The organism is Aestuariibaculum marinum, assembly GCF_014596975.1.
In the GTDB taxonomy this organism is placed as follows: Bacteria; Bacteroidota; Bacteroidia; order Flavobacteriales; family Flavobacteriaceae; genus Aestuariibaculum; species Aestuariibaculum marinum.
In genome coordinates this window covers 176,643-201,238 of record NZ_JACVXD010000003.1, presented here as the reverse complement: position 1 = coordinate 201,238, position 24,596 = coordinate 176,643, and the positions used below count along the sequence as shown (strand labels likewise).

Below are 24,596 nucleotides of genomic sequence, written 5' to 3'. Positions count from 1 at the left end.
ATTAATTAGTTTATATCGTTTAATTGCTTACTCCATTGGTAGTCATGACCACTGGTTTAATCGTACCATCTTCATTATACTCCAGTTTATCAATACATATTGAACGGCTGAAACTTCCGCCATTGGTTTGAATACCGCCGTTATGATAAATAAAATACGATTCACCCTTAAAATCAATAATGGCCTGATGGTTGGTGTTACTGTTTCCTGCAATTTCATTAATCACTTCTTTATATTGATACGGACCTTCAGGTTTATCACTTATGGCATAAGCGATACGCTCCGGAAAGCCAACGGCAAACGATAATAAATATTTGCCATTTCTTTTCTGAATCCATGGCGCTTCAGTGAACGGAAAATCCATGTCACCTTGAATATCTACCATTTTAATTCCATAATCTTTATCGTAAGAGACCATATCTTCATTCAACTTGGCAACCCAGCATGCGCCATTCCCCCAGTAAATCCATGCTTGACCATCATCATCGACAAATACTGTAGGGTCGATAGTTCTCCAACTGTGTTTTTTTCCGAAGCTATCTTCGTTAGTAAACAGGGCTTTTCCTAAAGCATCTTTAAAAGGCCCTTCGGGTCTATCGGAAACCGCTACCCCGATACCTGTTGTTTGAGAACTCGTATACCAATAAAATTTACCGTTACGTTCTATCACCTGACTTGCCCAGGCCGCATTTTGCTCGCCCCAGGAAAAATCTGATGCTTTTAATGGCGTTTTATATTCCCAGAAATTTTTCATATCGGTGGTTGCAAAGACGCACCAGTTTAAAATATTATACCGTGTTTGACCGCCTTTAAAATCTTCCCCTGCATATATAAAAAGCGTATCGTTATAAACTAAAGCGGCTGCATCGGCGGTGAATTTATGGGTTACAACAGGGTTGCCTTTGGCTTCCCATGTATGTATTATTTTACTATTTTTAATCTGTTCATGTTCTTGAGCAAATGTACTTTGTAACACCCCAATTACTCCTAATGTTGATACGATAAAGGTCTTTCTTAAATTCATTATTCAATCGTTAAATTATAATTATAATGTTTAGCAAGTTTTACTGCTTCCTGCTTTGTTAATGTAATAACAGCGCCATGTTTTGGTGATTTAAAATTAGTAGTTTTCATTGCCCCTTCATTAAAATGCCCTAAATCCTTAAAGTTTTTAAAATCTGAAGTTTCAACAAACCCGAAATTATGCGGATTGATACTATAAATATCATACATTAATACCCAGGTGTCGCTATCAAAACGCTTCCATACATTTGGGGCTTCACAAGAGCCTGGCTCTTTATCAATCCATTCAGGATTATACTGGTACCCTTTATTTATGTCTTCTGAAAATGTCATTTTTATTCCTATTGGCTTTTCCTGTGCCACATAGGTCATGCAATAACGCCCATCGGGCAACGGTGCTATATCGGCATCTAAAATTTGAATAGTTTCATCAGGATATTCAAATAACGGTATTGGTTCGGTAATTAATTTTGTAAAATACTCATTAGCATAGGCATAATACAACTTGGTTAACCCATGCCCTATTCGCATGGTAAAATATACCATCATTTTTTTCTCCTTAGGATCATAAATACTTTGAGGTGCCCAGGCACATCCTATATTTTCATAGCCTTCAAAATGTTCATCAAATAAAAAATTACTGTGGGTCCAATTGATTAAATCGTAAGATTTCATTAAGACAAATCCTCTGTTATTACCCCAGTCGTATTGATCTCCGGGACGCTCCCACTGGGTATTTCGGAACCCTTTTTCTTTTCCGAAAATATGTAAATCGGTCATAACTAAATAAAACGCTCCATCGGGACCTCTTGATATATGTGGATCTCGAATACCTTTCTGACTTGCAATAGTATCGCCTGCAACAATGTCTTTTCCTTGGTTTATATCGGTAAACGTATAACCATCTGTACTTAATGCCATATGTAAACTATGATCATCATCTTTAAAATACGTCATTAAATAAACACTGAAATCTTCTTCTTTTATCGAGTTTTTAGAGGTTTTACAACTGAAAAGCCCAAATATCGCCACTAAAAATAAAGCAAATATGTGTTTATAAAATTTCATGCTCCAATTTGCTGTTATGTTATTCATTATCTAAGCATCATTCCTTTTTTTAGTACAAAACTCCACTTCATCTTAACTTGTTAAGTGAGAATCTAAAACAAGTTAAGATTGACAAATTTCAGGTTTAGTTTAAAGATAGGATGCCTGAAATGGTTGGCTCAACTGGTGTTATACTTCCATCTTCGTTAAACTCTAATTTATCAATGCACACCTCTCGATTATAACCTGCTGCTCGTCCCATCTCAATTCCATTTGGACGCGTAAATCTATGATATAAAATATGCCATATATCTGAATCTGGTGTTTGGATCACACTATTGTGTCCGGTTCCATAAATACCTTTTTCTGGTCTTTTCTCTAAAATTAAATTGTTTTCAGGAATATTTAAAGGCCCTAATGGTGAATCGGCAGTAGCGTACCTCACGCGGTAATTCGGACTTCTTGTATCGTCTTCAGACCACAAAAAATAGTATTTATCCTTTCTGAAAAACACCTCGGTTCCTTCTCTAAACGTGGCTCCTGGATGTAAACGTTTAAAGCTATTAGGTTTTACTGAAACCATATCATCGTTTAATTCAACAACGCCCATATAGCCATTACCCCAGTACAAATAAGTTTTTCCAGAAACCGGATCGGTGAAAATATCCGGATCAATCTCTTGACCTCTATTGATTCCTTCCGGTTTTTCTCCAATGATAGGCTTACCTGAATCGACAAAAGGCCCTTCCGGATTATCAGATACAGCTACACCTATTTTTTGTGCTGCTGAGAAATAATAGAAATACTTATACTCCCCATTTACTTTTTTCTCGATAGCACACGGTGCCCAGGCGTTTCGGTCTGCCCAGCTCACATCCTTTTTTAGGTCTAAAATCACACCTTCGTCAGCCCAGTTCACTAAATCTGGTGATGAAAAGGTTTTAAAATACGTCCCCGACCATCCTGTAAAACCATCACTAGTTGGATAGATATAATATTTCTTATTTTTTTCTGAATAAATGATTTCAGGATCGGCATAGAATCCGCTTAACACTGGATTATTGTGTTCATGAACTGAAACTTTGTATGTTTTTTGCTTACCTGCTGTTTCAATAGTATAATCTACTGTTCCTTTAGAAAAATCCTGTGCACCGGTAGTTAATATATTTACCCAAGGAAGCGTTTCAATTTTCAAATCTAAATGGCTTATATCACTCCCCAATTTAACAGGAATATAAATGGTTTCCGCTTCATCATTTATATCTACATTGTTTTGTCTGATACCTTCTCCTTTGAAACTTACAAAAGCACTTTTATCTAAAACCCCCCATTTCTCCAATAAAGCATTTTTCTCACTATCAGTGATACGAATTACCGTTCCGTGACGCGGATGAAAATTCATAGATATGGCATCATCAACCACAGTAAAATGTTCTAAGTCTTTAGATTTAGCAAACTGATAGGTTCCTGCCATGTACATGTCGTACATTAAAATATATTCATCAGAATCAATTAATTTAAAAATCCCTGAACCTTCTACAGCAGCATCCGTTTGATCATAAAACCCATCTTGCTGCACATACCCTTCTGTCAATTTATCTGAAACGGCTTTTCTAATACCTCCGCCGTGACTTTCATTCTTAAAAAACAAATTATACACTCCATCTTTATAGATGATATCACCATCGATACATGCACTATTGGTCGGGCTAAAAAACAATTGTTTTGGTGTTGTTGCAAGACCGGTAAAATCTTTATTGGCATACGCATAATAAATAATATCCGGGCCTTCGGCACCCAACATTGACCAGTAAATCATATACTGCTTTGTCTTGCTATCATATATGGTTTGTGGTGCCCAAACACGTACAACATCACCAAATTCCTCTGGGTAAGTTTTAGGAATATTGATTACCGTAGATGTCCAGTTAATTAAATCGGTTGATTTCATTAAAACCATAGCTCTGTTAGAACTCCATCCGTTAGCAGAAACCATATCGGTAACCACCATGTAAAAGGTTTTTCCATCGACTCCTCTTAAAATATGAGGGTCGCGAACGCCTCCCGTAGAACTGATATCCTTGGAATCTATAATCGGGTTATTACCATTAAGCGCATAATAGTTGTAGCTATCATTGCTTAAAGCATATCTTATAGCTTCTTCATCTCCGCTATTTCCTGTAAAATATGTGAATAAATACGTGGTATATTTTTCCTCTGCTTCACATGAAAACAAACTAACTGATAAAACCCCTATTAACACGAGCTTTAGTAAATACGGTCTACAGCTATTCATTAGTTTTAAAGTTTTATTAAATTATTCCTCAATCAATTTCAATTGATAAGTGTAGCTATACTGTTTATCATGTAAACGGTATTGTTTATGAGGATATGCCCCCCAGCTGTTATCTCCGCCAACCCCGCGTTGTTTCAGGTCTACATGTAAATAGACCTTATCCTTTTCTACTTCCATATCCGTTGGGTGTCTTTGTGATTTATATTTCCCGCCATCTAAAGTTTCCGTTGCCATATTTAAGGCACTAAATCCTAAGGGTTGCTCTCCTATAATTTGTAATCCTTGATTTGCTGAATTTTCTAAAGTAAACCAACGCACATCGGTTTTATAACCGGCTTCTTGCGGACGAATATATTCCCAGGTAAACTGGTTTTCAACATCATCTTGATAAACGCCAACAAAAGACGATGTATTTCTGTCGGAATAATTTTCCCAAGGTCCTCTTCCGTAGTAGGATAAATTATCATAGCTTCCGTCTAACACCATTCGCATCCCAAACCTTGGCAACTCAGGTAATTCTTTACCTTGCATATCAATGCTTGCTGTGATTTTTATAGAACCATCATTTTGAATAAGATAGTCTACTGTATATGGAACATCGAGTTTTGTAATTGTAAATTCAACTTTTACCGGAAGTCCGTTTACTGTTTTTTCTCCAACCTCTACACTATTAACCTTTAAATTCTGATGTGCCATTTTCCAATCGCCTAAGCGTTCAGGCATTTTATTACCATAATCGTTATCGGTTGGTGCTCTCCAGAAAAATGGTTCCGGGAATTGTGAAATTACTTTTGAATCACTGTTGGCTAATCTATACTGAAGTAATTTACCTGATTTTAAATCAAGACCACCAATAATATTTCCACCTGCGAAGTGAAGAACATCTCTAAAAACTTCATAAACTAAATTTCCTTCTGTAGTTAAAACATTATCAAAGTATGAATAACTTCCAATTTTAAATTGCTCTCTGGCTATTTCATGATTTGTGGGTACTAATGGTGCTTCATACTTTGTATAACCATAAACATCTAAATAATATTCTTTTTGCGTATCTAAAACAGGTAAATCTAAAGTCACAGCATCCGCTTGGTTTGGTTGTGTTGAAACTTCAAATGTTCCTTCCTTAATCACAACACCATCAGCTTTTAGTTGCCACTTGAAAGTGTATTGATCTAAACTCGTAAAGTCATACTCATTAGTTACATTTAAAACATTCTCATTAAGTTTAAACGAGATATTTTGATATACTTTTTTCACTTCTTCCAGGGCCGGATGCGGCGTTCTATCTGCAGATACCAATCCATTCGCACAAAAGTTTTCATCATGTTGAAGGTTTTCGCCTCCTAAATCTCCTCCGTAAGCCCAAAACATTCTACCGTCTTCGGTTTCTGTTTTTAAGCCTTGATCTACCCAATCCCAGATAAATCCACCCTGCATTTTCGGGCTCAAGTTCATAATATCTCTGTACTCCTGAAAATTCCCATTGCTATTCCCCATGGCATGCGAGTACTCGCACATGATAAACGGACGTGTTTTGTTAGATTCCGCATAATCTTTCATAGTTCCCATTCTCGGGTACATCGGACAAACAATATCCGTATCGTCATTTTCATCAGCTTGTTCAAACTGTACAAAACGTGTTGTATCTCTTTCCTTTAACCATTTGTAAGCTTCATAAAATACAGGGCCATTACCACATTCATTTCCCATAGACCACAGGATAATAGATGTTGCATTTTTATCCTGTTCTAACATACGCTTTATTCTATCTGTATGTGCTGGCGCCCACTCTGACAAATAAGCAGGATGTTTGGTTTTATCAAACTTTCCTTGCTTTTCGGCTCCCATAGCATGGGTTTCAATATTCGCTTCGTCAACAATGTAAAACCCGTATTCATCAGCTAACTCATATAAATACGGATCATGTGGATAATGACTCATACGAATCGAATTGATATTATTTTGCTTCATAACTCTCAAATCCAAAAGCATAGTTTCTCTATTAGGCTTATGCCCAGAGATACCATCATGCTCGTGAAGATTTACACCATTCACCATTAAAGGCTCACCGTTAACCATTAACTGTGCATCTTTAATTTCAACTTTTCTAAAGCCTATTTTCTTTGAAATTACCTGGCTATTTTTCTTATCGGAAAGAGTAATAATATATCGATATAAATAAGGTGATTCTGCGCTCCACTTCTCGACATTATTTATGGTTGCTGAAAAATTCACGCTTTTATCAGAGGTTTTAAGCTTCTTTTCTTCGGAATAGACCTCTTTTCCATTGGCATCAACCAGACGAATAGATGCCACTTGGTTTTTGGAAGCCTTTTTTTCGAACTGTCTTAAATCGATATCAACATTAAAAAGTCCATTAGTATACGTCTCATCTAAATTAGCCTTAGCGAAATAATCCCAAATGGTGGTTTTAGGCATCGCCTGTAAATATACATCACGTTCAATTCCGCTTAAACGCCAGAAATCCTGATCTTCTAAATAACTACCATCATGCCAACGAAACACCTGTACCGCCAAAACATTGTCTCCTTTATTTAAATACTCGGTAATATCAAATTCAGCAGCTGTTTTCGAAGCCTTGGTCATCCCTATTTCCACGCCATTTAAAAAGATTCTCGCATATCCTGAGATTGACCCAAAGTGTAAAATCACTGCTTTGTCTTCCCAACCTTTAGCTACTTTAAAAGAGGTTCTGTAAGTCCCTACCGGATTGTAGCTTTCATCTATAAACGGCGGATTTTTAGGAAATGGATAAGTTACATTGGTGTAGATAGGCGTATCATACCCTTCTATTTCCCAGTTTGAAGGTACGCTAATTTCATTCCAATCAGAATCGTCTAAATCAACTTTATAAAATTCTAAAGGTCTTTCGTCGGGAGTTTTAACAATATTAAATTTCCAAGTACCATTTAAACTCTTATAATAATTAGAATTATCTGCTATGCCTGTTAAAGCTGAAGCTTCATTTTCATATAATATAAAAGATGATCTTCCCGGTTCCTTATTTCTATCAATTATAGAAGGATTTTCCCATTCATTTTTACTGTTTTGAGAAAAACCTAAATTGACAAGTAAAAAGCATATCGGAACTAAAATTAGTTTACGCATTGTTTAATTAGTTTATATTTTTAATTAGTTCGCTGGCTATATAATAAGCGTAAAAAAAACACTTATTATATAATGTAATATTAAAACTTAATATTAATACTCGCAAATATTTTTAAAATCGATTAAAGATAAGGTGTGTAAATCGACAAATTATAGGGTAGTAAATGTCCAAATAATAATTTTATCATTAAAAAACTCACCCTAAGCACCCACACCTTACCCCCCTTTGTTTTATCATGTCATTTGTCTTATTTACGACCTATTAATTTGTTTATTTTTTTTACTTCTAATATTTTTACTTCTGATGAACTTGTATTAGCCACCCCTTCTCCATCTATCTGAGTTACATTTTGAAAAAATATATGGAGCTGCTTTTTACTATTCCATAAGGCGATATCATAATTAGGTTCCCACTGACCTACCGATAACTCACTGATATCGATTACACTCCAGGGTGTTTTTTTATCGATAATGTTTGAATAAGCCATAGAAACTTTATTACCTCTGGACGCTTCTCTAAAGAGAATCCCAACAAAACCATCATCAACTAAAATATCTGGTCTCGATATAGGAATACTTTTAGTGCCTCCTCCTCCTAACACGAATAATTCATCTCTAAAACCTGTATTAATTTTATGCCAGGCAGCATCTTTAAAATACACTATTTGGTACTGAGGGATGGTTCCTTCATTCCAATAACTTACTATGAATGGATTCCCTTCTCTATCTGCTGTAATAGCTGTCTGATTAATTAAATTACTGTTTTGTGGAATTTTATAAGCGTACTCAGCCGTAGCCAAGGTTATTGGTAATTTATAGATTTCAGAAGTAGACTTTTTCCATGTTAAACCACCATCATAAGAACGCGCATAACACAAATCGTGATTGGTTTCTACTCCCCAGGTTTCTCTCCAAACCCATGATAAGTGAATAACTCCTTTTGCATCTACAGCAGCTTGCCAATAAGCATTGCGCTGACCTTCACCATCTATAAGATTACTCTGTATTTGAGACCATTGCTTTAATTGAATATCGTATGAATTAATAACCAAATTACCTCGTCCAGATTCTCCCGAACGGCAGAAAAACAACAGATTTCCATTGGGCAAATTATAGAATTCAGGATAGGTGACTTTGTCTTCTTGCTTTCCGGTCATCGACAATTCCTCTCCTAATTCTAAACTTAAGGGTGTTTTACTTTTAGCATATCGTAATCGGGTATTGTGATGGTCCCAACTTACGTGTAAAAACCCATCGCCATCAATGCCAATACTTATATCGTTATGAGCATCTTTAGTATTTCCTTTGTATGGTGTTTCTAGTGTTTCCCAATTAGAATCATTAACCTTTCGCCTACCTAAAACTAAATAACTGTCCTGATTGTAATAAGCAACAAACTGGTAACCTGAATGTGTAATGATAGCATTTTTTCTAAACTTAACGGTATTTACTGAATTTTTACTCCAGCCTTCACCTACGTAAGAATATTTAATGTTTTGTGCACAAGACACAAAACAAAACATGCTGCAAAAAACTAACAAGTATTTAAACATTAATAATACGCTTCTTATCATCTTAATTAGTAAAATATTAATTTTATAGTTTTTGGTTTTTGTTTTTCAAGTGTTAAAAAATCATTTATAAAACTGGTTGGTTAAAATTGATTAAAAAATGATATTAAAAATAGGTACATAATGGTTTAAATAGGTACACAAAATATCCAATGTAAAAAAAATGTAGGTATTAAATGTTTAGGAGTAATAAAAAAATGTCTTGGGGTAAAACTTAGTCAATCACCATTGTAGTTTTGAAGCTCTCCACATCTATTCTTATTTAGCCCGCAAAAGTAACCTCTAAAATCAACTAAAAGCAAAGAATATCTAAATAAAAATATGAACCAACTGGAATTAAATCAAACACTACAATCAAATTCAAAAAATGACAAATCTTTAACACCTGATGAAAAAATTGAAGAACTTAAACGCATTCTTCACCTAGCTCCTTCCTCAATGAATATGCAACCCTGGCAGTTTACTTTTGTTAAAAATAAAAGTGTTAAACATAAACTGGCATTATCTTCTCTTGATCATGCAGAAAAAATTAATCAAGCCGACGTTTTAATCGTTTTTAGTGTTGTTGAAAATTTAGATTCCTTTCAATTAGTCATCGAAAAAGAACTTCCTGAAGGTCTGCAAGATCTTTACAATAATATTAAAAATTTCACTTCGGAGTCCGATTTGAAAATTTGGTTTTCTAAACAAGTTTACATCGCTTTTAGCATTGCTTTAGGTACAGCTGTTTCTCTGGGCATGCATCCTACACCTATAGAAAATATTAAACCAGAGAAATACATTGAAATTTTAAACATGGTTGACTATAAACCAATTTTGACTCTAGCTATAAATTTTGAAACCGAAAATGATTTTTTCGAATCTACAAATAAACCCAAAACGCGACGATGCTTTGAAGATGTTATTATTAATATCAATTAATCTCTTCATCATTTACTTGCGACCCAAGGTGATTAATAGCAAACACACCTTTCTATAATAATGTTTTTAACCATTATTATTCCCGAATTCATCAGAACGTTAAGCACGTTCTTTAAATCCTCCTAAGTCATTCTTTTGGAGGATTTTGAAATAAAAAAACACTCTAAATTCGTTTCAAACAGTTTTCAAAAGCTATAAAGATTAGCTACAATACTCTAGCTTTTTATAAAAATTTATCTAAATTAGGATTCATCAACTAAGCCTGTGTTCTGAAAAATATTTACTTATAATTTATTTTACCAAAATTCAGCCTCTAATGTGCTTAATTATATTAATCGTTTTTTTCTCTCATGACGTTTAAAAAAATTCAATTTCGGTTAACAACACCCAGTAAATGGTATACCCATATAAATAGTTTAGTTCCATCAACTATAAAAGACACACAACTTTTATTAAACCCTGAATTTGGACAGGGAAAACTAAAATACCTTGAAGTTCAAAATGGTTTATGGGCCCAGCAAACCAACGTAATATTAAATGAGGATTTGATTTTAGAAAGGCTTGCCAGCGATCATAATGATATGTTTTTAATAAATTTTTATCTCTCTAAGGCGGAAATTAAACAAACTGTTAAAAAGAAAACCATAAGCCAGTCCATTGAAAATGTAAATATGATATTTTACTCTTCAATGACGTCGTCGCAAACCTGTGTTCCTGCCAACGAAACTATCTTGATTTTTAATTTACTTCTTTCCAAAGAATGGTTATTTAAAAACGTTATCCCGGATTATGGGCATTTGAGCAATTTTTTTAATACGAATCATCCCATTTGCCTTTCAGAAAACCTAGATTATAATTTAAAAAAACTCCTTAATCACATTAATTTTGATGAAAACAACAGACTGACATCGATTTCAAGCATATTACAAATTATAGATTACTTGTTTTCAAAATTTGGCAACAGACAACTTGATTCGAGCACAAAAAATATCCACCCTGACGATTTAAATCAGTTATTAAAAATTCGTGAAATCTTAGACACCAATCCTCACAGAGAAATACAATTGGTAAATCTGTCTGAACAAGCCAGTATGAGCCTTTCTAAATTTAATCGTATTTTCAAACAAGTCTTTGGAACAACACCATATCAATACCATTTAAAACAGAAAATGGAAAAAGCGATGGAAACTTTACAGGAAAACAAACATTCAGTTTCCGAAACAGGCTTTTTAATGGGCTATTCTAATTTAAGTCAGTTTTCCAAGGCCTTTAAAAATCATTTTGGGATTTTACCAAGTGAAGTTTAATTAATTCTTTCCCAAAGAAATTTTCACACAGTCCCAAACCCCACAACCCTTTAAAAACAAGCTTATTACAACTTTAATGTAGGCTATTTAATATTTAGTCAATATCTTTATACTGAAAATTCGAGCTTTAATGATTACCGAACTAAAAGAAAATTATGGCTATCTCTTTGAAAATGCGCTACTAAACGAAATAAATAACGTAGGAACCTACAAAGAAGTTCCCGAGGGGTTTCTGCTTATGGATATAGGCGATTACATTAAATCGATGCCTTTATTGGTTAGTGGTGCCGTAAAAATTTTAAGAGAAGATGACAAAGGAGACGAACTTCTTCTCTATTTTATTGAACGCGGAGACACTTGTGCCATGACCTTATCCTGTTGTATGGGGCAAAAAAAGAGTGAAATACGCGCTGTTGCCGAAACTCCAACCAAACTCATCATGATTCCAGTGGAAAAAATGAGCGAATGGATGGGAAAATACAAGAGCTGGCAAAATTTCATCCTTCAAAGTTACCACGATAGAATGAGCGAGCTTTTGGAAGCTATAGATACCATTGCGTTCTTAAAAATGGATGAAAGACTCTTAAAATACTTAAAAGATAAAGCCATGGTAAATCATAATGATGTAATTAATGTTACCCACCAAAACATCGCTTTCGATTTACATACCTCTAGAGTTGTTATTTCCCGACTACTAAAATCCCTTGAAAATGCCGGTAAAATCAAACTAAACCGAAATAACATTAAAATTTTAGATCTTTAGAATATGTAACCAATGTTACAGTATGCCCCCGACAAGTAGCATAGTTTTGTGGCTTAAAATAAAATTATGACTGTTGTAGAAATTATAGGCTTTGTTGGCGCATTAATCATAGGACTTGTTCTAGGTTTAATTGGTGGTGGTGGTTCCATTTTAACCGTACCTCTACTAGTTTACCTGTTAGGTTTTAATCCTATTGTTGCTACAGCTTATTCTTTATTTGTTGTGGGGTCATCTTCTTTAGTTGGAGTAATTCAAAAAGCGAAGAAAAATTTAGTCGATTTTAAAACCGGATTATCTTTTTCATTTCCTTCGTTTTTAGCTGTATACATCTCCAGACGATTTTTAGTTCCCGGAATTCCTGAAGATATATTTACACTTAACGGCTATACATTAACTAAGGAAATGGCCATTATGGTGTTTTTTGCCATCATTATGTTTTTGGCAGCAACATCCATGATTAAAACCAAAAAGGAAGTTGTTGAAACCCACACTAAGCAACCTTATTATAAAACCTTTATACAAGGAACTACTATTGGTGTTATTACCGGATTAATTGGAGCCGGTGGTGGATTTTTATACGTTCCGGCATTAGTCCTTTGGGCGGGCTTACCAATGAAACGTGCTGTAGGAACCTCATTAGTTATCGTTTCCCTAAACTCAATTATAGGGTTTACAGGAGACTTGCATACGTTAGATATTGACTGGACCTTCTTGTTATCCTTTTCTTTTATCACTGTATTAGGTATCTTAATAGGTGGTTATTTATCGAAATACGTTTCTAACAAAAAATTGAAAAAAAGCTTTGGATGGTTTGTCCTAATTATGGCCGTTTACATCATCATTAAGGAGTTTTCACAACACTAATATTGTAACTTATGTTACGCCTTAATTTTTAAAAATAAACTAATTTTACACGAAATATCGATTTGATTATGAAGATAGAACAAATATATACCGGATGTTTAGCACAAGGTGCTTATTACATTGAAAGTAATGGTGAAGTCGCTATTATTGACCCTTTAAGAGAAGTATCCCCTTATATTAAAAAGGCTGAAGACAACAACGCTACTATCAAGTACATTTTTGAAACACACTTCCATGCCGATTTCGTAAGTGGACACGTAACGCTTTCAAAACAAACAGGTGCTCCTATAGTTTATGGCCCTGAAGCCAATCCTAACTTCGATGCAATTATCGCTACCGATGGACAAGAGTTTAAATTAGGAAATATAACCATTGTAGCCCTGCATACACCTGGTCATACTATGGAAAGTACGACATATCTTTTAAAGGATGAAAACGGAAACAACCACGCTATTTTTAGTGGCGACACCCTATTCCTTGGTGATGTTGGTCGTCCTGATTTAGCACAAAAAGCAGCTAGTATGACTCAGGAGCAATTAGCCGGGTTATTATTCGATAGTTTACGCACTAAAATTATGCCGTTAGCAGACGATGTTATTGTATATCCTGCGCACGGTGCAGGTTCTGCCTGTGGTAAAAACTTAAGTAAACAAACCGTTGGGACTATTGGTGAGCAAAAAGCAACCAACTATGCCCTGCGTGCCGATATGACTAAAGAAGAATTTGTTCAGGAAGTTACCGATGGTTTATTACCACCTCCACAATACTTTCCGTTAAACGTAAAAATGAATAAGGAAGGTTACGACGATATTGATGATGTTTTAGAACGCGGAACACGACCTTTAGAACCTAAAGAGTTTGAAGCTATTGCGAACGAAACCGGCGCAATCATTTTAGATGTGCGTCATCAGAATGATTTCGTTAAAGGACATATTCCAAGATCAATTTCCATAGGTATAGATGGTGGTTTTGCGCCATGGGTAGGTGCGCTTATCGCCGATGTTAAACAACCTATTCTTTTAGTAGCTCCAGAAGGACGAGAAGAAGAAACCATCATTCGTTTATCACGTGTAGGATTCGACAATACTTTAGGGTATTTAAAAGGTGGATTTGAAGCCTGGAAACACAATGGTTTCGAATACGATACCATTTCATCGATTTCTGCTGAAGAATTCAAGTCAATATTAGATAAAGAAGAGGTTCCTGTGTTTGATGTTAGAAAAGACGGTGAATTTAAATCGGAGCATGTGGTAAACGCACACCACACATCGCTTGATTATTTAAACGATTATTTAGCTGAATTCCCTGAAGACAAACCATTCTACGTTCACTGTGCTGGTGGATACCGATCGGTAATCGCTGCTTCTATTTTAAAGAGCAGAGGTATCCATAACTTAGTTGATGTTGCCGGTGGTTATGCCGCGATTAAAAATGCAGGGATCCCGACAACGGACTACGTTTGTCCTTCTACTTTAAAATAAATTTTAAGATTATATAGATTAAAAGAGAGCGGTTATACCGCTCTCTTTTTTTGTAACAAAGGTTACCCCCTGAATCGGTTTTGTATCGTAAATTTATAGCATAATATTTAACACTAAAATTCAATTTAACATGTCCATATTATCATTCCTTTTCGGAACAAAAGACGAGAATATCACAGTATTATCAGCGTCCGATTTTAAAACACATATTCAAAAGAAAAACGTTCAATTAATTGATGTTAGAACCCCTAACGAATTTAAATCCGGATCTATTAAAAACGCGAAAAACATCGATATTTTCAACAGTGCGTTTACCTCAAAATGCGAAGCTTTAAAGAAAGATCAAGCGGTTTATTTGTATTGCCAAAGTGGTGGCAGAAGTCGCAGCGCCTCTAAAAAATTATCAAGTATGGGATTCACCGAAATCTACGATTTACAAGGAGGCATTTCAAGTTACCGTTAAAAAAACAGGATATGCAAACAACAATAATAATTCAAAATCTTAAATGTGGAGGTTGTGCTAAAACCATAACCAATAATTTAAATTCCATCGACGGTATTTCTAATCTTAATGTTGATTTAAATAAAAGCAGTGTAAGCTTCGATTGCAATGATGAAGTTGAAGTAGTAAAAATAAAAACCAAATTGAAAGCTCTTGGTTATCCATCGATTGAAGATGACAACAATTTTTCGTCTAAGGCTAAATCCTTTGTGAGTTGTGCTACGGGTAAACTTTCAAAATAACACATTATGAAAACAAAATTCCTTACTTTACTTGTATTAGTTGCTGCACTTTCAAGTTGTAAAAATAACGACAAACAAAACCCTGTTGTTACAGAACAACCTAAAGAGGCAACTGTTCATCCTGGTAAAAAATTAATGGAAACGTATTGCTATAGTTGTCACGATGCAACAACAAGTCATGACAATAGATTAGCACCACCCATGATTGCTATAAAAAAGCGTTACATCTCGGCGAATACAACTAAAGAAGAATTTACCGAAGACATGCTGTTATGGATGAAAAAGCCTTCGGAAGAAATTTCTAAAATGCCTGAAGCTGTAGAACGCTTTGGAGTCATGCCTATCATGGTTTTTCCCGACCGCGTTATTAAACAAATCTCTGAATATATGTACAACAACGATATTGCGCAACCCGAATGGTTTGAAGCGCATTTTAAAGAGCAGCAAGGTAAACGAAAAGGCATGGGCATGAATAAAAGCCTATAGATGTTAAAACAGTATATCCTGTTAGGTTATTTGCTCCTAAACGACAAAGTTGCTGGTTACGACATAAACCTAGAAATAGGCCTATAACAACTTAACTTTAGTATATATTTATTTAAATGATATGAGTAATTTTTCAGAAATAATAAATCAAGACAAACCGGTTTTGGTCGATTTTTTTGCAGAATGGTGTGGTCCTTGTAAAATGCAAAGCCCAATACTTAAAGATGTAAAAGAAGAGCTGCAAGATCAGGTGTCCATTATAAAAATAGATGTCGATAAAAATCAGTCTATAGCAACTAAATTTCAGGTACGCGGTGTACCAACTTTAATGATTTTTAAAAACGGAAAGCAATTATGGCGTCAGTCTGGCGTACTTCAAAAGAATGATTTAATTTCGTTATTACAATCGTACAAATAGCCTATGGATTTATCGGAATCGTATTGGGACAACCGTTACAAAACCAATAATACGGGTTGGGATATTGGTCATATTTCAACCCCAATAAAAACCTACATCGATCAGCTCACCAATAAAGATTTAAAAATTTTAATTCCTGGTGCTGGCAATGCTTACGAGGCGGAATATTTATTTCTCTCGGGGTTTAAAAACGTTTATGTTATTGACCTCTCGAAAACCGCTTTAGATAATATTAAGGCTCGTGTTCATGAGTTTCCTGAAAGCCAAATGATACAAGGTAATTTTTTCGATTTAAACGACCACTTCGATTTGGTTATCGAACAAACATTTTTCTGTGCCATTAACCCGGAATTGCGTTTTAAATATGCAGAAAAAATGCATGAAATTTTAAAGCCAAACGGAAAACTGGTCGGGCTTTTATTTGATATGCCTTTAAACCAAACCGAACCACCCTTTGGTGGGTGCGAAGCAGATTACATCAATTATTTCAGTCCTTATTTTAATATCGAATTAGCTCCATGCTATAATTCAATAAAACCAAGACATGGCAGGGAATTATTCATAAAAATGACGCATAAAAAAGTTGACTAAAAAGGACTTGTGTAACATTTATTACAAAGCATTTCACTTAAAAACAATAACTTGCAGAAGATTAATAATGTATAAAACTATACTCCCATATTAATTGATTAATAGGCCAAAAAGCTTTCTTGAAAAAGGAAGCTTTTTTTTATGTGTTTCAAGGAGATTTAATTTTCTGTGCCGTATTTTTGTTAGGAATCAAACCCACCCCTATGGAAGACATGCTTTTCTATGATAGAATGCAATTCGCATTCACCATTACCTTTCACTACTTGTTTCCGCAATTAACCATGGGATTGTCTTTAATGATTGTCTGGTTTAAGTGGAAATTTTTAAGAACACAAATCGAAAACTATAATGAAGCTGCAAAGTTCTGGATGAAAATATTCGCCATTAACTTTGCCATGGGCGTGGTGACTGGCATCCCCATGGAATTTCAATTCGGAACCAACTGGGCGAAGTTCTCCGAACTTACCGGAGGCATCATTGGCCAGACACTGGCTATGGAGGGTATGTTCTCCTTTTTTCTGGAATCCTCGTTTTTAGGGCTTTTCCTTTTTGGTGAAAAACTTCTTGGGCACAAACTCCATTTTATAACCGGATTCTTAGTCTTTTTAGGGTCTTGGGCCAGTGGATATTTAATTATAGCCACACACTCTTGGATGCAGCATCCTGTGGGCTATGAGATTTTAGAAAACGGCAAATTCGTTTTAAATAATTTTGGCGCCCTTTTTTCAAATCCTTGGTTACTGCCATCTTATTTACATAATCAATTAGCATCCATCATTACAGCCGCTTTTGTAGTCTCGGCTGTTGGTGCTTTTTATCTGTTGAATAATAAACATAGCGACTTCGGAAAACTATTTCTTAAAACCGGCGTTATTTTTGGTTTATTTTCAAGTGTTTTAGTTGCTTTTCCAACGGGCGATTTAGTGGCTAAAAACGTTGTAAAACATCAGCCTGTCACTTTTGCGGCTATGGAGGGTATTTTTGAAACAGAAGAAGGTGGTAGCGAAATTGTTTTAATTGGTCAGCCCAACATCCTTGAAAAGAAATTAGACAATAAAATAGCGGTTCCTAACATTCTAAGCTTTTTAACCTATCAGGAATGGGATGCCGAAATCAAAGGCTTAAACGAATTTGAACCCAACACCTACCCAACCAATATTCCAGGGTTGTATTATGCGTATCATATTATGGTTGGACTGGGAACCATTTTTATCGGACTCATGTTTTTAGCGGCTATTCAGTTATTCCGAAAAAAACTGTTCACAACTAAATGGATTTTATGGGCGTTGCTGTTCATGGTACCGTTTCCATATATCGCCAATACAACGGGTTGGTACACTGCGGAACTAGGTCGTCAGCCGTGGTTGGTTTATAATTTACTACGAACCTCCGAAGGTATCTCGCCTACCGTTTCATCTGGAAACACCTTATTCACCTTACTCGGATTTATTGGATTGTATCTTTTATTAGGTCTACTCTTTTTAATCCTTGTCGGAAAGATTATTTATAAAGGCCCACAAACTATAAAGCACTAACTATGGAATTATTCTGGTATATCGTTTTAATGTGCATGCTAACCGTTTATGTTATTTTAGATGGTTACGATTTTGGAGCTGGCATTGTGCATTTATTCTTTGCTAAAACCGAAAAAGATAAAAAAGCCATTACCAATGCCATTGGGCCGTTTTGGGATGCTAACGAAGTCTGGCTTATTGCTGCTGGTGGCGTTTTATTTTTTGCTTTCCCTACCCTTTACGCAGCATCATTTAGTGGATTTTACCTGCCGTTAATTATGATTTTATGGCTACTCATTTTTAGAGCCATTGGTTTAGAATTACGCGGACAAATACACAACAAAATATGGGAAACCATTTGGGATAAAGCCTTCGGAATAGCAAGTTTACTTCTAGCGTTATTCTTCGGAATTGCCTTAGGAAACGTGGTGCGTGGCGTTAACTTAGGGATGGTGACTGATGGCGTTTCAGCACACGAACCGCATTATTTCTTTTTACCGCTTTGGAATCCCACATTTAGCCCTAAAGCCGAACATTTAGGTATTATTGACTGGTTTACCATTTTATTAGGAATTATTGGAGTTATCGCCTTAACCATTCACGGGGCGAACTGGATTATTTACAAAACCAATTCAGAATTAAATTCAAAACTAAAAAGCATCATATTTAAACTGAATTTTGGGTTGCTTGCTTTGGTTGTTCTATCCCTTTTCATCTGGCATATTATCGAACCACAGCCCTTCCATAACTTTATAAAAACACCGTGGTTGTGGGTCTTTCCAATCATCACTTTTACAGGGTTATTCGGGTTGTTTAAAGTAAGGACTTTCAAAAAAGACGGTATGGGATTTTTATTTTCTTCGTTGTTTTTGTTCGGAGGAATTACCTCAACAGTGGCCTCTATTTTTCCGAAGTTATTACCTTCAACAAATACAACAAATCCAGATTTAACCATTTACAACATGGCCGCTGACAGTTACGGACTTTCAATTGGTGTTAACTGGTTTATTATTGCGGTGATTTTAGTTGCTGTTTACTTTACCATTCAGTATAAAGTATTTAAAGGAAAAATGGATAATGTAGGCTACGGAGAGCACTAACATTACCCATTTAAGAAAGTTTTAGTTTAATTAAAAGCTGTTGTTATTTAATAACGTTCAAGGCTTTCCCTACTTTAGTGAAGGCTTCAACAGCTTTATCGATATGATGTATTTCGTGTCCGGCAGAAAGCTGTACACGAATTCTTGCTTTTCCTTTTGGTACTACCGGATAGAAAAAGGCGATCACATAAATGCCTTCATCAAGTAATCTGGCAGCAAATTCCTGAGCTAATTTAGCATCATATAACATAACTGGAACAATTGGGTGCTCACCAGGAATGATGTCGAAACCAGCCTCAGTCATCTTTGTTCTGAAACGTTTGGCGTTATTCTGAACTTTTTCAATTAAATCGGTTGATGTTTTTAATTTATCTAAAACCGCAATCGATGCTCCGGCAATCGCTGGTGCCAAAGTATTCGAGAATAAATACGGACGTGATTTTTGTCTTAACATCTCAACGATTTCTTTTTTCGCAGCTGTAAATCCTCCTGAAGCACCACCTAAAGCTTTTCCGTAAGTTCCGGTGATGATATCGATACGTCCCATAACATTTTTATACTCATGTGTTCCGCGACCTGTTTTACCAACAAATCCTGTGGCATGACATTCGTCAACCATAACCATAGCTTCGTATTTATCAGCTAAATCACAAATTTTATCTAATTGTGCGATTGTACCATCCATAGAGAAGACACCATCAGTAACAATTAATTTTCTTCTTGCTCCAGAGGCCGCTTTTAACTGCTCTTCTAAAGCTTCCATGTTATTATGAGAATAACGGTAACGCACCGCTTTACACAAACGAATACCATCAATGATTGATGCATGGTTTAATTCATCTGAAATAATCGCATCTTCAGGACCTAAAATAGGTTCAAAAACACCCCCATTAGCATCAAATGCTGCTGCGTAAAGAATACAGTCTTCCATACCTAAAAACTCAGATGTTTTCTGTTCCAATTCTTTATGGATATCCTGCGTACCGCAAATGAAACGCACAGAAGACAATCCAAATCCGTGCGTTCTCATAGCTTCAATCCCAGCCTCTACAACATCGGGATGCGAAGACAATCCTAAATAATTGTTTGCACAAAAATTTAAAACTTCATTACCTGCGGTCGTATTTATTTCTGCACCTTGAGGCGTCGTAATAACACGCTCCTTTTTGTAAAGTCCAGATTCTTTTATTTCGTTTAACTCGTTTTCAAGCTGTTGTTTAACTGCTCCGTACATATGTTTGAATTTTTATAGAGTTACTAAATTGTATTGTTCTTTTAAGTGTTTAAGCATGTCCTGAGTCATGGCATCTAAATCGTACTTAGGTTGCCATCCCCAATCTTGTCTTGCTTGATGATCGTCTAAAGATGACGGCCAGTTTTCAGCAATGTTTTGTCTGAAATCCGGATTATAAGTCACCTTAAAATTAGGATAATATTTTTGAATAGACGCTGTAATTTCCTCTGGAGTAAAACTCATCCCCTGAAGATTATACGATGTTCTTACAGAAATCGACTCCTTTGGCGCATCCATAAGTTCTAAAGTGGCACGAATGGTATCCTCCATGTAAATCATTGGAAGCATCGCATCGGCTCTCAAATAACATTCAAAGTTTTCTTCTTTTATCGCTTTATGATAAATTTCAACAGCATAATCGGTAGTTCCGCCTCCTGGCAAAGATTGGTATCCAATTACTCCCGGATAACGTAACGAACGGACATCTAAACCGTATTTTAAGAAATAGTATTGTGCCCAGTTTTCACCTGAAGCTTTACTAATCCCATAAACCGTTGATGGATTTAAGAAATCGCTCTGAGCTGTATTCATTTTAGGCGCCATATCACCATATACCGCAATGGAACTCGGGTAAAAAACTTTACTCACCTTTTCAGCAACCGATACCTCTAAGACATTAAATAAAGTTTTCATATTTATGTCCCAGGTTTGTAATGGATTCTGCTCGCCTTTAGCCGATAAAATGGCTGCCAAGTGATAAATTTGAGTCACCTTATACTTTTTAACGATATACTCCAGACAGTTTTTATTGGTAACATCCAACTGCTCATAAATACCTTTATAATTTTTGATAGGGTTTAAATCTGAAGCAATAACAGCATCTTCTCCAAACTTGTTTTTAAGGGCTTCAACTAACACAGAACCTAACTGACCACCAGCTCCCGTAACTAATATTTTTTCGTTTTTCATACCTGAAATTATAAAGTATAAAATTACAAATTATGCCATTTAAAAGACGAAATACACTAACAAAACAACCATATTAAGTGATTAATATTTTAAAAATTAAATTTTAAAGAAAATTTTACTTTTAAAATAATTATTTATCTTTATTTGAAGAAAAATTAACTTGAATCTTATGGTAGAAAAACTGGATAATGTGGATTTGACCATTTTAAAAATCCTACAAAACGATTCTAAAAAGACCACTAAAGAGATTGCTGCTACTTTAAACATGACGGTTTCTCCGGTTTATGAACGTATAAAACGACTGGAAAACGATGGTTATATAAAAAAGTATGTTGCCTTATTAGATAAGAAGCTACTCAACTACCCGGTTACCGTTATTTGTATGGTATCACTGCGCTACCATAACGAAGGGTTTATTGATAAATTTGAAGAGCAGATTAAAGAACTTCCTGAAGTGCAAGAGTGTTTTCATATGGCTGGAAAAGTGGATTTCTTTCTAAAAATAAATATGAAAAGTTTAGATGACTATCATGATTTTGTACGGGTGAAGCTTTCTAACATATCGAACATTGGAATTTTAGAAAGTTACTTTGTTTTAAAAGAAATTAAACAATCTACAGAATTTGTTATATAGAAGAAGCCTTTGGCATAACACCAAAGGCTCTCAACTAACTTCTATAAAAAGTTAAACCAAACAATTATTTTTAATTTGTATATGGCACTATTTCTGCCATAGCAGCAAAGTCACTTCCATCATGAGATGTTTTAGCTATAAATTTAAAATATCTAAATGTTTTAGCTTCACTTAAATCAATATCTAAAACTGTAGACACATTAGCCAACGTAAAGTCTCCAATACTTGTCCATGTCGTATTATCAGCACTCACTTGTAATTCAATATCCTTTACAGCTCTCGATAAGGATTGTCTTTGGATAAATCTAAAACCTGCAATAGTTTTACTTTCTCCCATATCTACAACTATATGATGAGGCGGTGTTCCTGTACAATTATTCCAACAAGAATGCCAATACGTATTAACATCGTTATCTAAAATATCATAACACTTACCAGTATCGCCTTCTCCTCCTTGATCTTCCTGTGAACTATAATCTACAACAGTCCATGTACTTCTATCTAAAAGATTACGCACTACTTCTTCAGGTATTTTAGGAACTTCTAATTTACTAAAGTCTACTGTTGGAGCTACGCCTTTTGGAGTTCGCGTGAATGAGGTGTTTGGTATTTCATTATCGCTAAAGAATCCGCAATTCCTTAAATAAAAATTTGCTCCATCAGCCCCTCCATCATAGTCAAAACGAACACCACTGGCTGCCGTATTATCTACGGTAAATTTCGCGCCTGTCATTTCAGACCAAGTTCCGTTAGTATCATAAACCCATTGATTTGAATAATTTATTTTTCTAACATTACTTCCCATTGATGGTGTAAAATTCTCTAAGAAAGAATGTAAACGCCCTAAATATTTAGCTGAATTTGAAGGGAAAGGTCTTCTAAAACTTGCTATTAATTTCCAATCACCAACTTCAGGGGCATAAAAATAAGCCGTGTAATCCATAGTATTTTCAGTGTTCGACTCTCCTCTCAATAAGAATTTATATGTATTCCCTGCTTTCCAATTATATACCAAATAACTTTGCGCTCCAGAACCTTCACCTCCAAACTCTTTAACTGTTACATCTGTTCCGTACCCTAATGGATCTACAGTGTATTCATCAGGAATTTGATTAGGATCCTGAGTATCGTAAGCACTCCAAACAGAAAACAATACGCGTCTTTCGGTTTCTGAGTTTACTTGCATACCAAAATATCCATCGGCAAAACCATTAGCCATAAAATATGTACCTATTGGATCCATCCCTTCAGGAACAGTTAATTCATTATAAAACCAAGTTATGTTTTTACCTTCTGGCATGGTATAGCCCAGGTGTACTGATGGTCCTCGACGTCCCCAATAAAACCAATCGGGTTGTACAGACACTATATTAGAACTCCAAGTGGCGTTGCCTAATAAAATATCAGAGATTTCACCAAACGTACTTCCTGATTTAATTAAACCTTCTAACTCCACAAAATGATATCCTTTGCTTTCAATCTTAAAAGTACCTACAGCATATTTTTGAGCCGTAGCTGAAGATTCAAATTCTACCTCTTTACTCACGCTCCCTAAAGTAACTTTAAGCTTTGTAGTTGACGTAAATTTACCTTTTAAACCAACCTGAATATCTCCAGTTGTTTTTGCATAAAAGTAGGTTCTGATCTTGTTATTTGCATCCGTCCAATTAGAAATACCTCCTTCACCAACAATATTTCCGGTATTCTCAGGATATATGGTTTCTGCAACCCAACTATTTCCTTCGCAAGCCACTGAAATTGATAGTTTTTTTACATCAACACTATTATCAGGAGTTTCTGTAATTGGGTCTTCTTCAACGAAGGTACCTGAGTCGCTTGAACTACAAGACACCTTCATTAAAACAAGACTGAAAACAATAACGTTAATTATTAACTTCATAAAAGTTTTCATGTATTTATTACTAAATTCAATTAATTTGTATACGGTACTAATTCAGCTAATGCTGCATTATCTGTACCATCAAATACAGTTTTAACAATAAATTTAAAGTATCTGAAAGTCTTAGGACTTTCGAAAGCTAAATCCTGTTGGTTTTTAACTTTTTCTAAGGTAAACACCCCTAAAGACTCCCAGTTAGAATTATCTGAACTAATTTGAATTTCGCAAGTCTCGATATTTCTTGATAATGATTGTCTTTGCATTAAAAAGAAACCTTTTGCTTCTTGCTCGGTTTGCATATCTACAGTAATAAAGTGTGGTGGTACAGGCGTACAACCATTCCAACAGCTATGCCAGAACGTATCTGGGTTACCATCTAAAATATCTGCACATCTACCGGTATCGCCTTCGCCTCCTTGGTCTTCCTGACTACTGTAATCTATAACCTCCCATCCGGCTCTACTTAAAGGCACCGATGGTAATTTATCTGGGTCTGGAGTTACCGTATCTAATGAACAAGAAACCAATACTAAAGCCAATCCTGTTAAAAACGTAACTACAGCGTTTTTTCTATTTTTAATGAAATTTTTCATAGTTAATATTT

22 protein-coding genes are annotated in these 24,596 nt (G+C 35.3%); 13 read left to right on the top strand and 9 right to left on the bottom strand.

Going from position 1 to position 24,596, the window contains the following annotated elements; translation table 11 throughout:
- Positions 1–19: 19 nt before the first annotated feature.
- The 5 genes from ICJ85_RS08150 to ICJ85_RS08130 all read right to left on the bottom strand — a co-directional run bounded on the left by ICJ85_RS08150 (position 20) and on the right by ICJ85_RS08130 (position 9,018).
- Positions 20–1,024 carry a glycoside hydrolase family 43 protein gene (locus ICJ85_RS08150; protein WP_188223299.1) on the bottom strand — a complete coding sequence of 335 codons (1,005 nt, stop codon included), beginning with the start codon at positions 1,022–1,024 and terminating at the stop codon, positions 20–22.
- Positions 1,024–2,091 (bottom strand): glycoside hydrolase family 43 protein, encoded by a 1,068-nt coding sequence (locus ICJ85_RS08145; protein ID WP_188223298.1) that lies wholly within the window; start codon positions 2,089–2,091, stop codon positions 1,024–1,026. The genes ICJ85_RS08150 and ICJ85_RS08145 overlap by 1 nt, the downstream gene beginning before the upstream one ends.
- Positions 2,092–2,215: 124 nt before the next feature.
- The gene (locus ICJ85_RS08140; RefSeq protein ID WP_188223297.1) at positions 2,216–4,366 is read right to left on the bottom strand and encodes a family 43 glycosylhydrolase; all 2,151 of its coding nucleotides are present in this window, start codon (positions 4,364–4,366) and stop codon (positions 2,216–2,218) included.
- Positions 4,367–4,387: 21 nt separating this feature from the next.
- The gene (locus ICJ85_RS08135) at positions 4,388–7,495 is read right to left on the bottom strand and encodes a glycoside hydrolase family 2 TIM barrel-domain containing protein (RefSeq protein ID WP_188223296.1); all 3,108 of its coding nucleotides are present in this window, start codon (positions 7,493–7,495) and stop codon (positions 4,388–4,390) included.
- Between the two features lie 248 nt (positions 7,496–7,743).
- Positions 7,744–9,018 carry a BNR repeat-containing protein gene (locus ICJ85_RS08130; protein WP_241739511.1) on the bottom strand — a complete coding sequence of 425 codons (1,275 nt, stop codon included), beginning with the start codon at positions 9,016–9,018 and terminating at the stop codon, positions 7,744–7,746.
- A 369-nt stretch (positions 9,019–9,387) separates the two neighbouring features.
- Between ICJ85_RS08130 and ICJ85_RS08125 the strand changes: the two genes are divergently transcribed.
- The 12 genes from ICJ85_RS08125 (at position 9,388) to cydB (ending at position 19,255) form a co-directional block, all read left to right on the top strand.
- Positions 9,388–9,987 carry a nitroreductase family protein gene (locus ICJ85_RS08125; protein ID WP_188223294.1) on the top strand — a complete coding sequence of 200 codons (600 nt, stop codon included), beginning with the start codon at positions 9,388–9,390 and terminating at the stop codon, positions 9,985–9,987.
- Positions 9,988–10,337: 350 nt separating this feature from the next.
- Positions 10,338–11,294 carry a helix-turn-helix domain-containing protein gene (locus tag ICJ85_RS08120; RefSeq protein ID WP_188223293.1) on the top strand — a complete coding sequence of 319 codons (957 nt, stop codon included), beginning with the start codon at positions 10,338–10,340 and terminating at the stop codon, positions 11,292–11,294.
- 130 nt (positions 11,295–11,424) lie between these two features.
- Positions 11,425–12,057, top strand: a complete 633-nt coding sequence (locus ICJ85_RS08115; protein ID WP_188223292.1) for a Crp/Fnr family transcriptional regulator — start codon at positions 11,425–11,427, stop codon at positions 12,055–12,057.
- Between the two features lie 66 nt (positions 12,058–12,123).
- Positions 12,124–12,921: a sulfite exporter TauE/SafE family protein gene (locus ICJ85_RS08110; RefSeq protein WP_188223291.1), complete on the top strand. Its 798-nt coding sequence runs from the start codon at positions 12,124–12,126 to the stop codon at positions 12,919–12,921.
- A 68-nt stretch (positions 12,922–12,989) separates the two neighbouring features.
- The gene (locus tag ICJ85_RS08105) at positions 12,990–14,402 is read left to right on the top strand and encodes an MBL fold metallo-hydrolase (protein ID WP_188223290.1); all 1,413 of its coding nucleotides are present in this window, start codon (positions 12,990–12,992) and stop codon (positions 14,400–14,402) included.
- 130 nt (positions 14,403–14,532) lie between these two features.
- Positions 14,533–14,865, top strand: coding sequence for a rhodanese-like domain-containing protein (locus ICJ85_RS08100; RefSeq protein ID WP_188223289.1), 333 nt, complete (start codon positions 14,533–14,535; stop codon positions 14,863–14,865).
- Positions 14,866–14,876: 11 nt separating this feature from the next.
- Positions 14,877–15,146, top strand: a complete 270-nt coding sequence (locus ICJ85_RS08095; protein ID WP_188223288.1) for a heavy-metal-associated domain-containing protein — start codon at positions 14,877–14,879, stop codon at positions 15,144–15,146.
- A 6-nt stretch (positions 15,147–15,152) separates the two neighbouring features.
- On the top strand, positions 15,153–15,632 hold the full coding sequence (locus ICJ85_RS08090; protein ID WP_188223287.1) for a hypothetical protein: 480 nt from the start codon (positions 15,153–15,155) through the stop codon (positions 15,630–15,632).
- 121 nt (positions 15,633–15,753) lie between these two features.
- Entirely contained in the window at positions 15,754–16,050 is a 297-nt protein-coding gene (trxA, locus tag ICJ85_RS08085; RefSeq protein WP_188223286.1) for a thioredoxin, read from the top strand.
- A gap of 3 nt (positions 16,051–16,053) precedes the next feature.
- On the top strand, positions 16,054–16,641 hold the full coding sequence (locus ICJ85_RS08080; RefSeq protein WP_188223285.1) for a methyltransferase domain-containing protein: 588 nt from the start codon (positions 16,054–16,056) through the stop codon (positions 16,639–16,641).
- A 203-nt stretch (positions 16,642–16,844) separates the two neighbouring features.
- The gene (locus ICJ85_RS08075) at positions 16,845–18,176 is read left to right on the top strand and encodes a cytochrome ubiquinol oxidase subunit I (RefSeq protein WP_188223410.1); all 1,332 of its coding nucleotides are present in this window, start codon (positions 16,845–16,847) and stop codon (positions 18,174–18,176) included.
- Between the two features lie 2 nt (positions 18,177–18,178).
- Positions 18,179–19,255 carry a cytochrome d ubiquinol oxidase subunit II gene (gene cydB / locus ICJ85_RS08070; protein WP_188223284.1) on the top strand — a complete coding sequence of 359 codons (1,077 nt, stop codon included), beginning with the start codon at positions 18,179–18,181 and terminating at the stop codon, positions 19,253–19,255.
- A 43-nt stretch (positions 19,256–19,298) separates the two neighbouring features.
- On the opposite strand, the gene kbl is transcribed toward cydB, so the two are convergent.
- Positions 19,299–20,489 carry a glycine C-acetyltransferase gene (gene kbl / locus ICJ85_RS08065; protein WP_188223283.1) on the bottom strand — a complete coding sequence of 397 codons (1,191 nt, stop codon included), beginning with the start codon at positions 20,487–20,489 and terminating at the stop codon, positions 19,299–19,301.
- A gap of 12 nt (positions 20,490–20,501) precedes the next feature.
- A complete protein-coding gene (locus ICJ85_RS08060) occupies positions 20,502–21,458 on the bottom strand; it encodes an NAD-dependent epimerase/dehydratase family protein (protein ID WP_188223282.1) in 957 nt (318 codons plus the stop codon).
- 169 nt (positions 21,459–21,627) lie between these two features.
- Here ICJ85_RS08060 and ICJ85_RS08055 point away from each other — a divergent pair, with 169 nt between their 5' ends.
- Entirely contained in the window at positions 21,628–22,092 is a 465-nt protein-coding gene (locus ICJ85_RS08055) for an Lrp/AsnC family transcriptional regulator (RefSeq protein WP_188223281.1), read from the top strand.
- Between the two features lie 70 nt (positions 22,093–22,162).
- Here ICJ85_RS08055 and ICJ85_RS08050 read toward each other — a convergent pair whose 3' ends face one another.
- Together ICJ85_RS08050 and ICJ85_RS08045 are read right to left on the bottom strand one after the other, a co-directional pair.
- Positions 22,163–23,992, bottom strand: a complete 1,830-nt coding sequence (locus ICJ85_RS08050) for a DUF3472 domain-containing protein (RefSeq protein ID WP_241739510.1) — start codon at positions 23,990–23,992, stop codon at positions 22,163–22,165.
- A gap of 32 nt (positions 23,993–24,024) precedes the next feature.
- Positions 24,025–24,585: a discoidin domain-containing protein gene (locus tag ICJ85_RS08045; protein ID WP_188223279.1), complete on the bottom strand. Its 561-nt coding sequence runs from the start codon at positions 24,583–24,585 to the stop codon at positions 24,025–24,027.
- Positions 24,586–24,596: the final 11 nt, after the last annotated feature.

Excerpts from the sequence above, each read along its gene's own strand:
- ICJ85_RS08140 (WP_188223297.1), bottom strand. The coding sequence starts at position 4,366 with ATGAATAGCTGTAGACCGTATTTACTAAAGCTCGTGTTAATAGGGGTT.
- ICJ85_RS08100 (WP_188223289.1), top strand. The coding sequence starts at position 14,533 with ATGTCCATATTATCATTCCTTTTCGGAACAAAAGACGAGAATATCACA.
- ICJ85_RS08120 (WP_188223293.1), top strand. The coding sequence starts at position 10,338 with ATGACGTTTAAAAAAATTCAATTTCGGTTAACAACACCCAGTAAATGG.
- ICJ85_RS08075 (WP_188223410.1), top strand. The coding sequence starts at position 16,845 with ATGGAAGACATGCTTTTCTATGATAGAATGCAATTCGCATTCACCATT.
- ICJ85_RS08060 (WP_188223282.1), bottom strand. The coding sequence starts at position 21,458 with ATGAAAAACGAAAAAATATTAGTTACGGGAGCTGGTGGTCAGTTAGGT.
- ICJ85_RS08115 (WP_188223292.1), top strand. The coding sequence starts at position 11,425 with ATGATTACCGAACTAAAAGAAAATTATGGCTATCTCTTTGAAAATGCG.
- cydB (WP_188223284.1), top strand. The coding sequence starts at position 18,179 with ATGGAATTATTCTGGTATATCGTTTTAATGTGCATGCTAACCGTTTAT.
- ICJ85_RS08095 (WP_188223288.1), top strand. The coding sequence starts at position 14,877 with ATGCAAACAACAATAATAATTCAAAATCTTAAATGTGGAGGTTGTGCT.
- trxA (WP_188223286.1), top strand. The coding sequence starts at position 15,754 with ATGAGTAATTTTTCAGAAATAATAAATCAAGACAAACCGGTTTTGGTC.
- ICJ85_RS08135 (WP_188223296.1), bottom strand. The coding sequence starts at position 7,495 with ATGCGTAAACTAATTTTAGTTCCGATATGCTTTTTACTTGTCAATTTA.
- ICJ85_RS08045 (WP_188223279.1), bottom strand. The coding sequence starts at position 24,585 with ATGAAAAATTTCATTAAAAATAGAAAAAACGCTGTAGTTACGTTTTTA.
- ICJ85_RS08130 (WP_241739511.1), bottom strand. The coding sequence starts at position 9,018 with ATGTTTTGTTTTGTGTCTTGTGCACAAAACATTAAATATTCTTACGTA.
- ICJ85_RS08050 (WP_241739510.1), bottom strand. The coding sequence starts at position 23,992 with ATGAAGTTAATAATTAACGTTATTGTTTTCAGTCTTGTTTTAATGAAG.
- ICJ85_RS08080 (WP_188223285.1), top strand. The coding sequence starts at position 16,054 with ATGGATTTATCGGAATCGTATTGGGACAACCGTTACAAAACCAATAAT.
- ICJ85_RS08145 (WP_188223298.1), bottom strand. The coding sequence starts at position 2,091 with ATGAAATTTTATAAACACATATTTGCTTTATTTTTAGTGGCGATATTT.
- ICJ85_RS08125 (WP_188223294.1), top strand. The coding sequence starts at position 9,388 with ATGAACCAACTGGAATTAAATCAAACACTACAATCAAATTCAAAAAAT.
- ICJ85_RS08105 (WP_188223290.1), top strand. The coding sequence starts at position 12,990 with ATGAAGATAGAACAAATATATACCGGATGTTTAGCACAAGGTGCTTAT.
- ICJ85_RS08055 (WP_188223281.1), top strand. The coding sequence starts at position 21,628 with ATGGTAGAAAAACTGGATAATGTGGATTTGACCATTTTAAAAATCCTA.
- ICJ85_RS08110 (WP_188223291.1), top strand. The coding sequence starts at position 12,124 with ATGACTGTTGTAGAAATTATAGGCTTTGTTGGCGCATTAATCATAGGA.
- ICJ85_RS08090 (WP_188223287.1), top strand. The coding sequence starts at position 15,153 with ATGAAAACAAAATTCCTTACTTTACTTGTATTAGTTGCTGCACTTTCA.
- ICJ85_RS08150 (WP_188223299.1), bottom strand. The coding sequence starts at position 1,024 with ATGAATTTAAGAAAGACCTTTATCGTATCAACATTAGGAGTAATTGGG.
- kbl (WP_188223283.1), bottom strand. The coding sequence starts at position 20,489 with ATGTACGGAGCAGTTAAACAACAGCTTGAAAACGAGTTAAACGAAATA.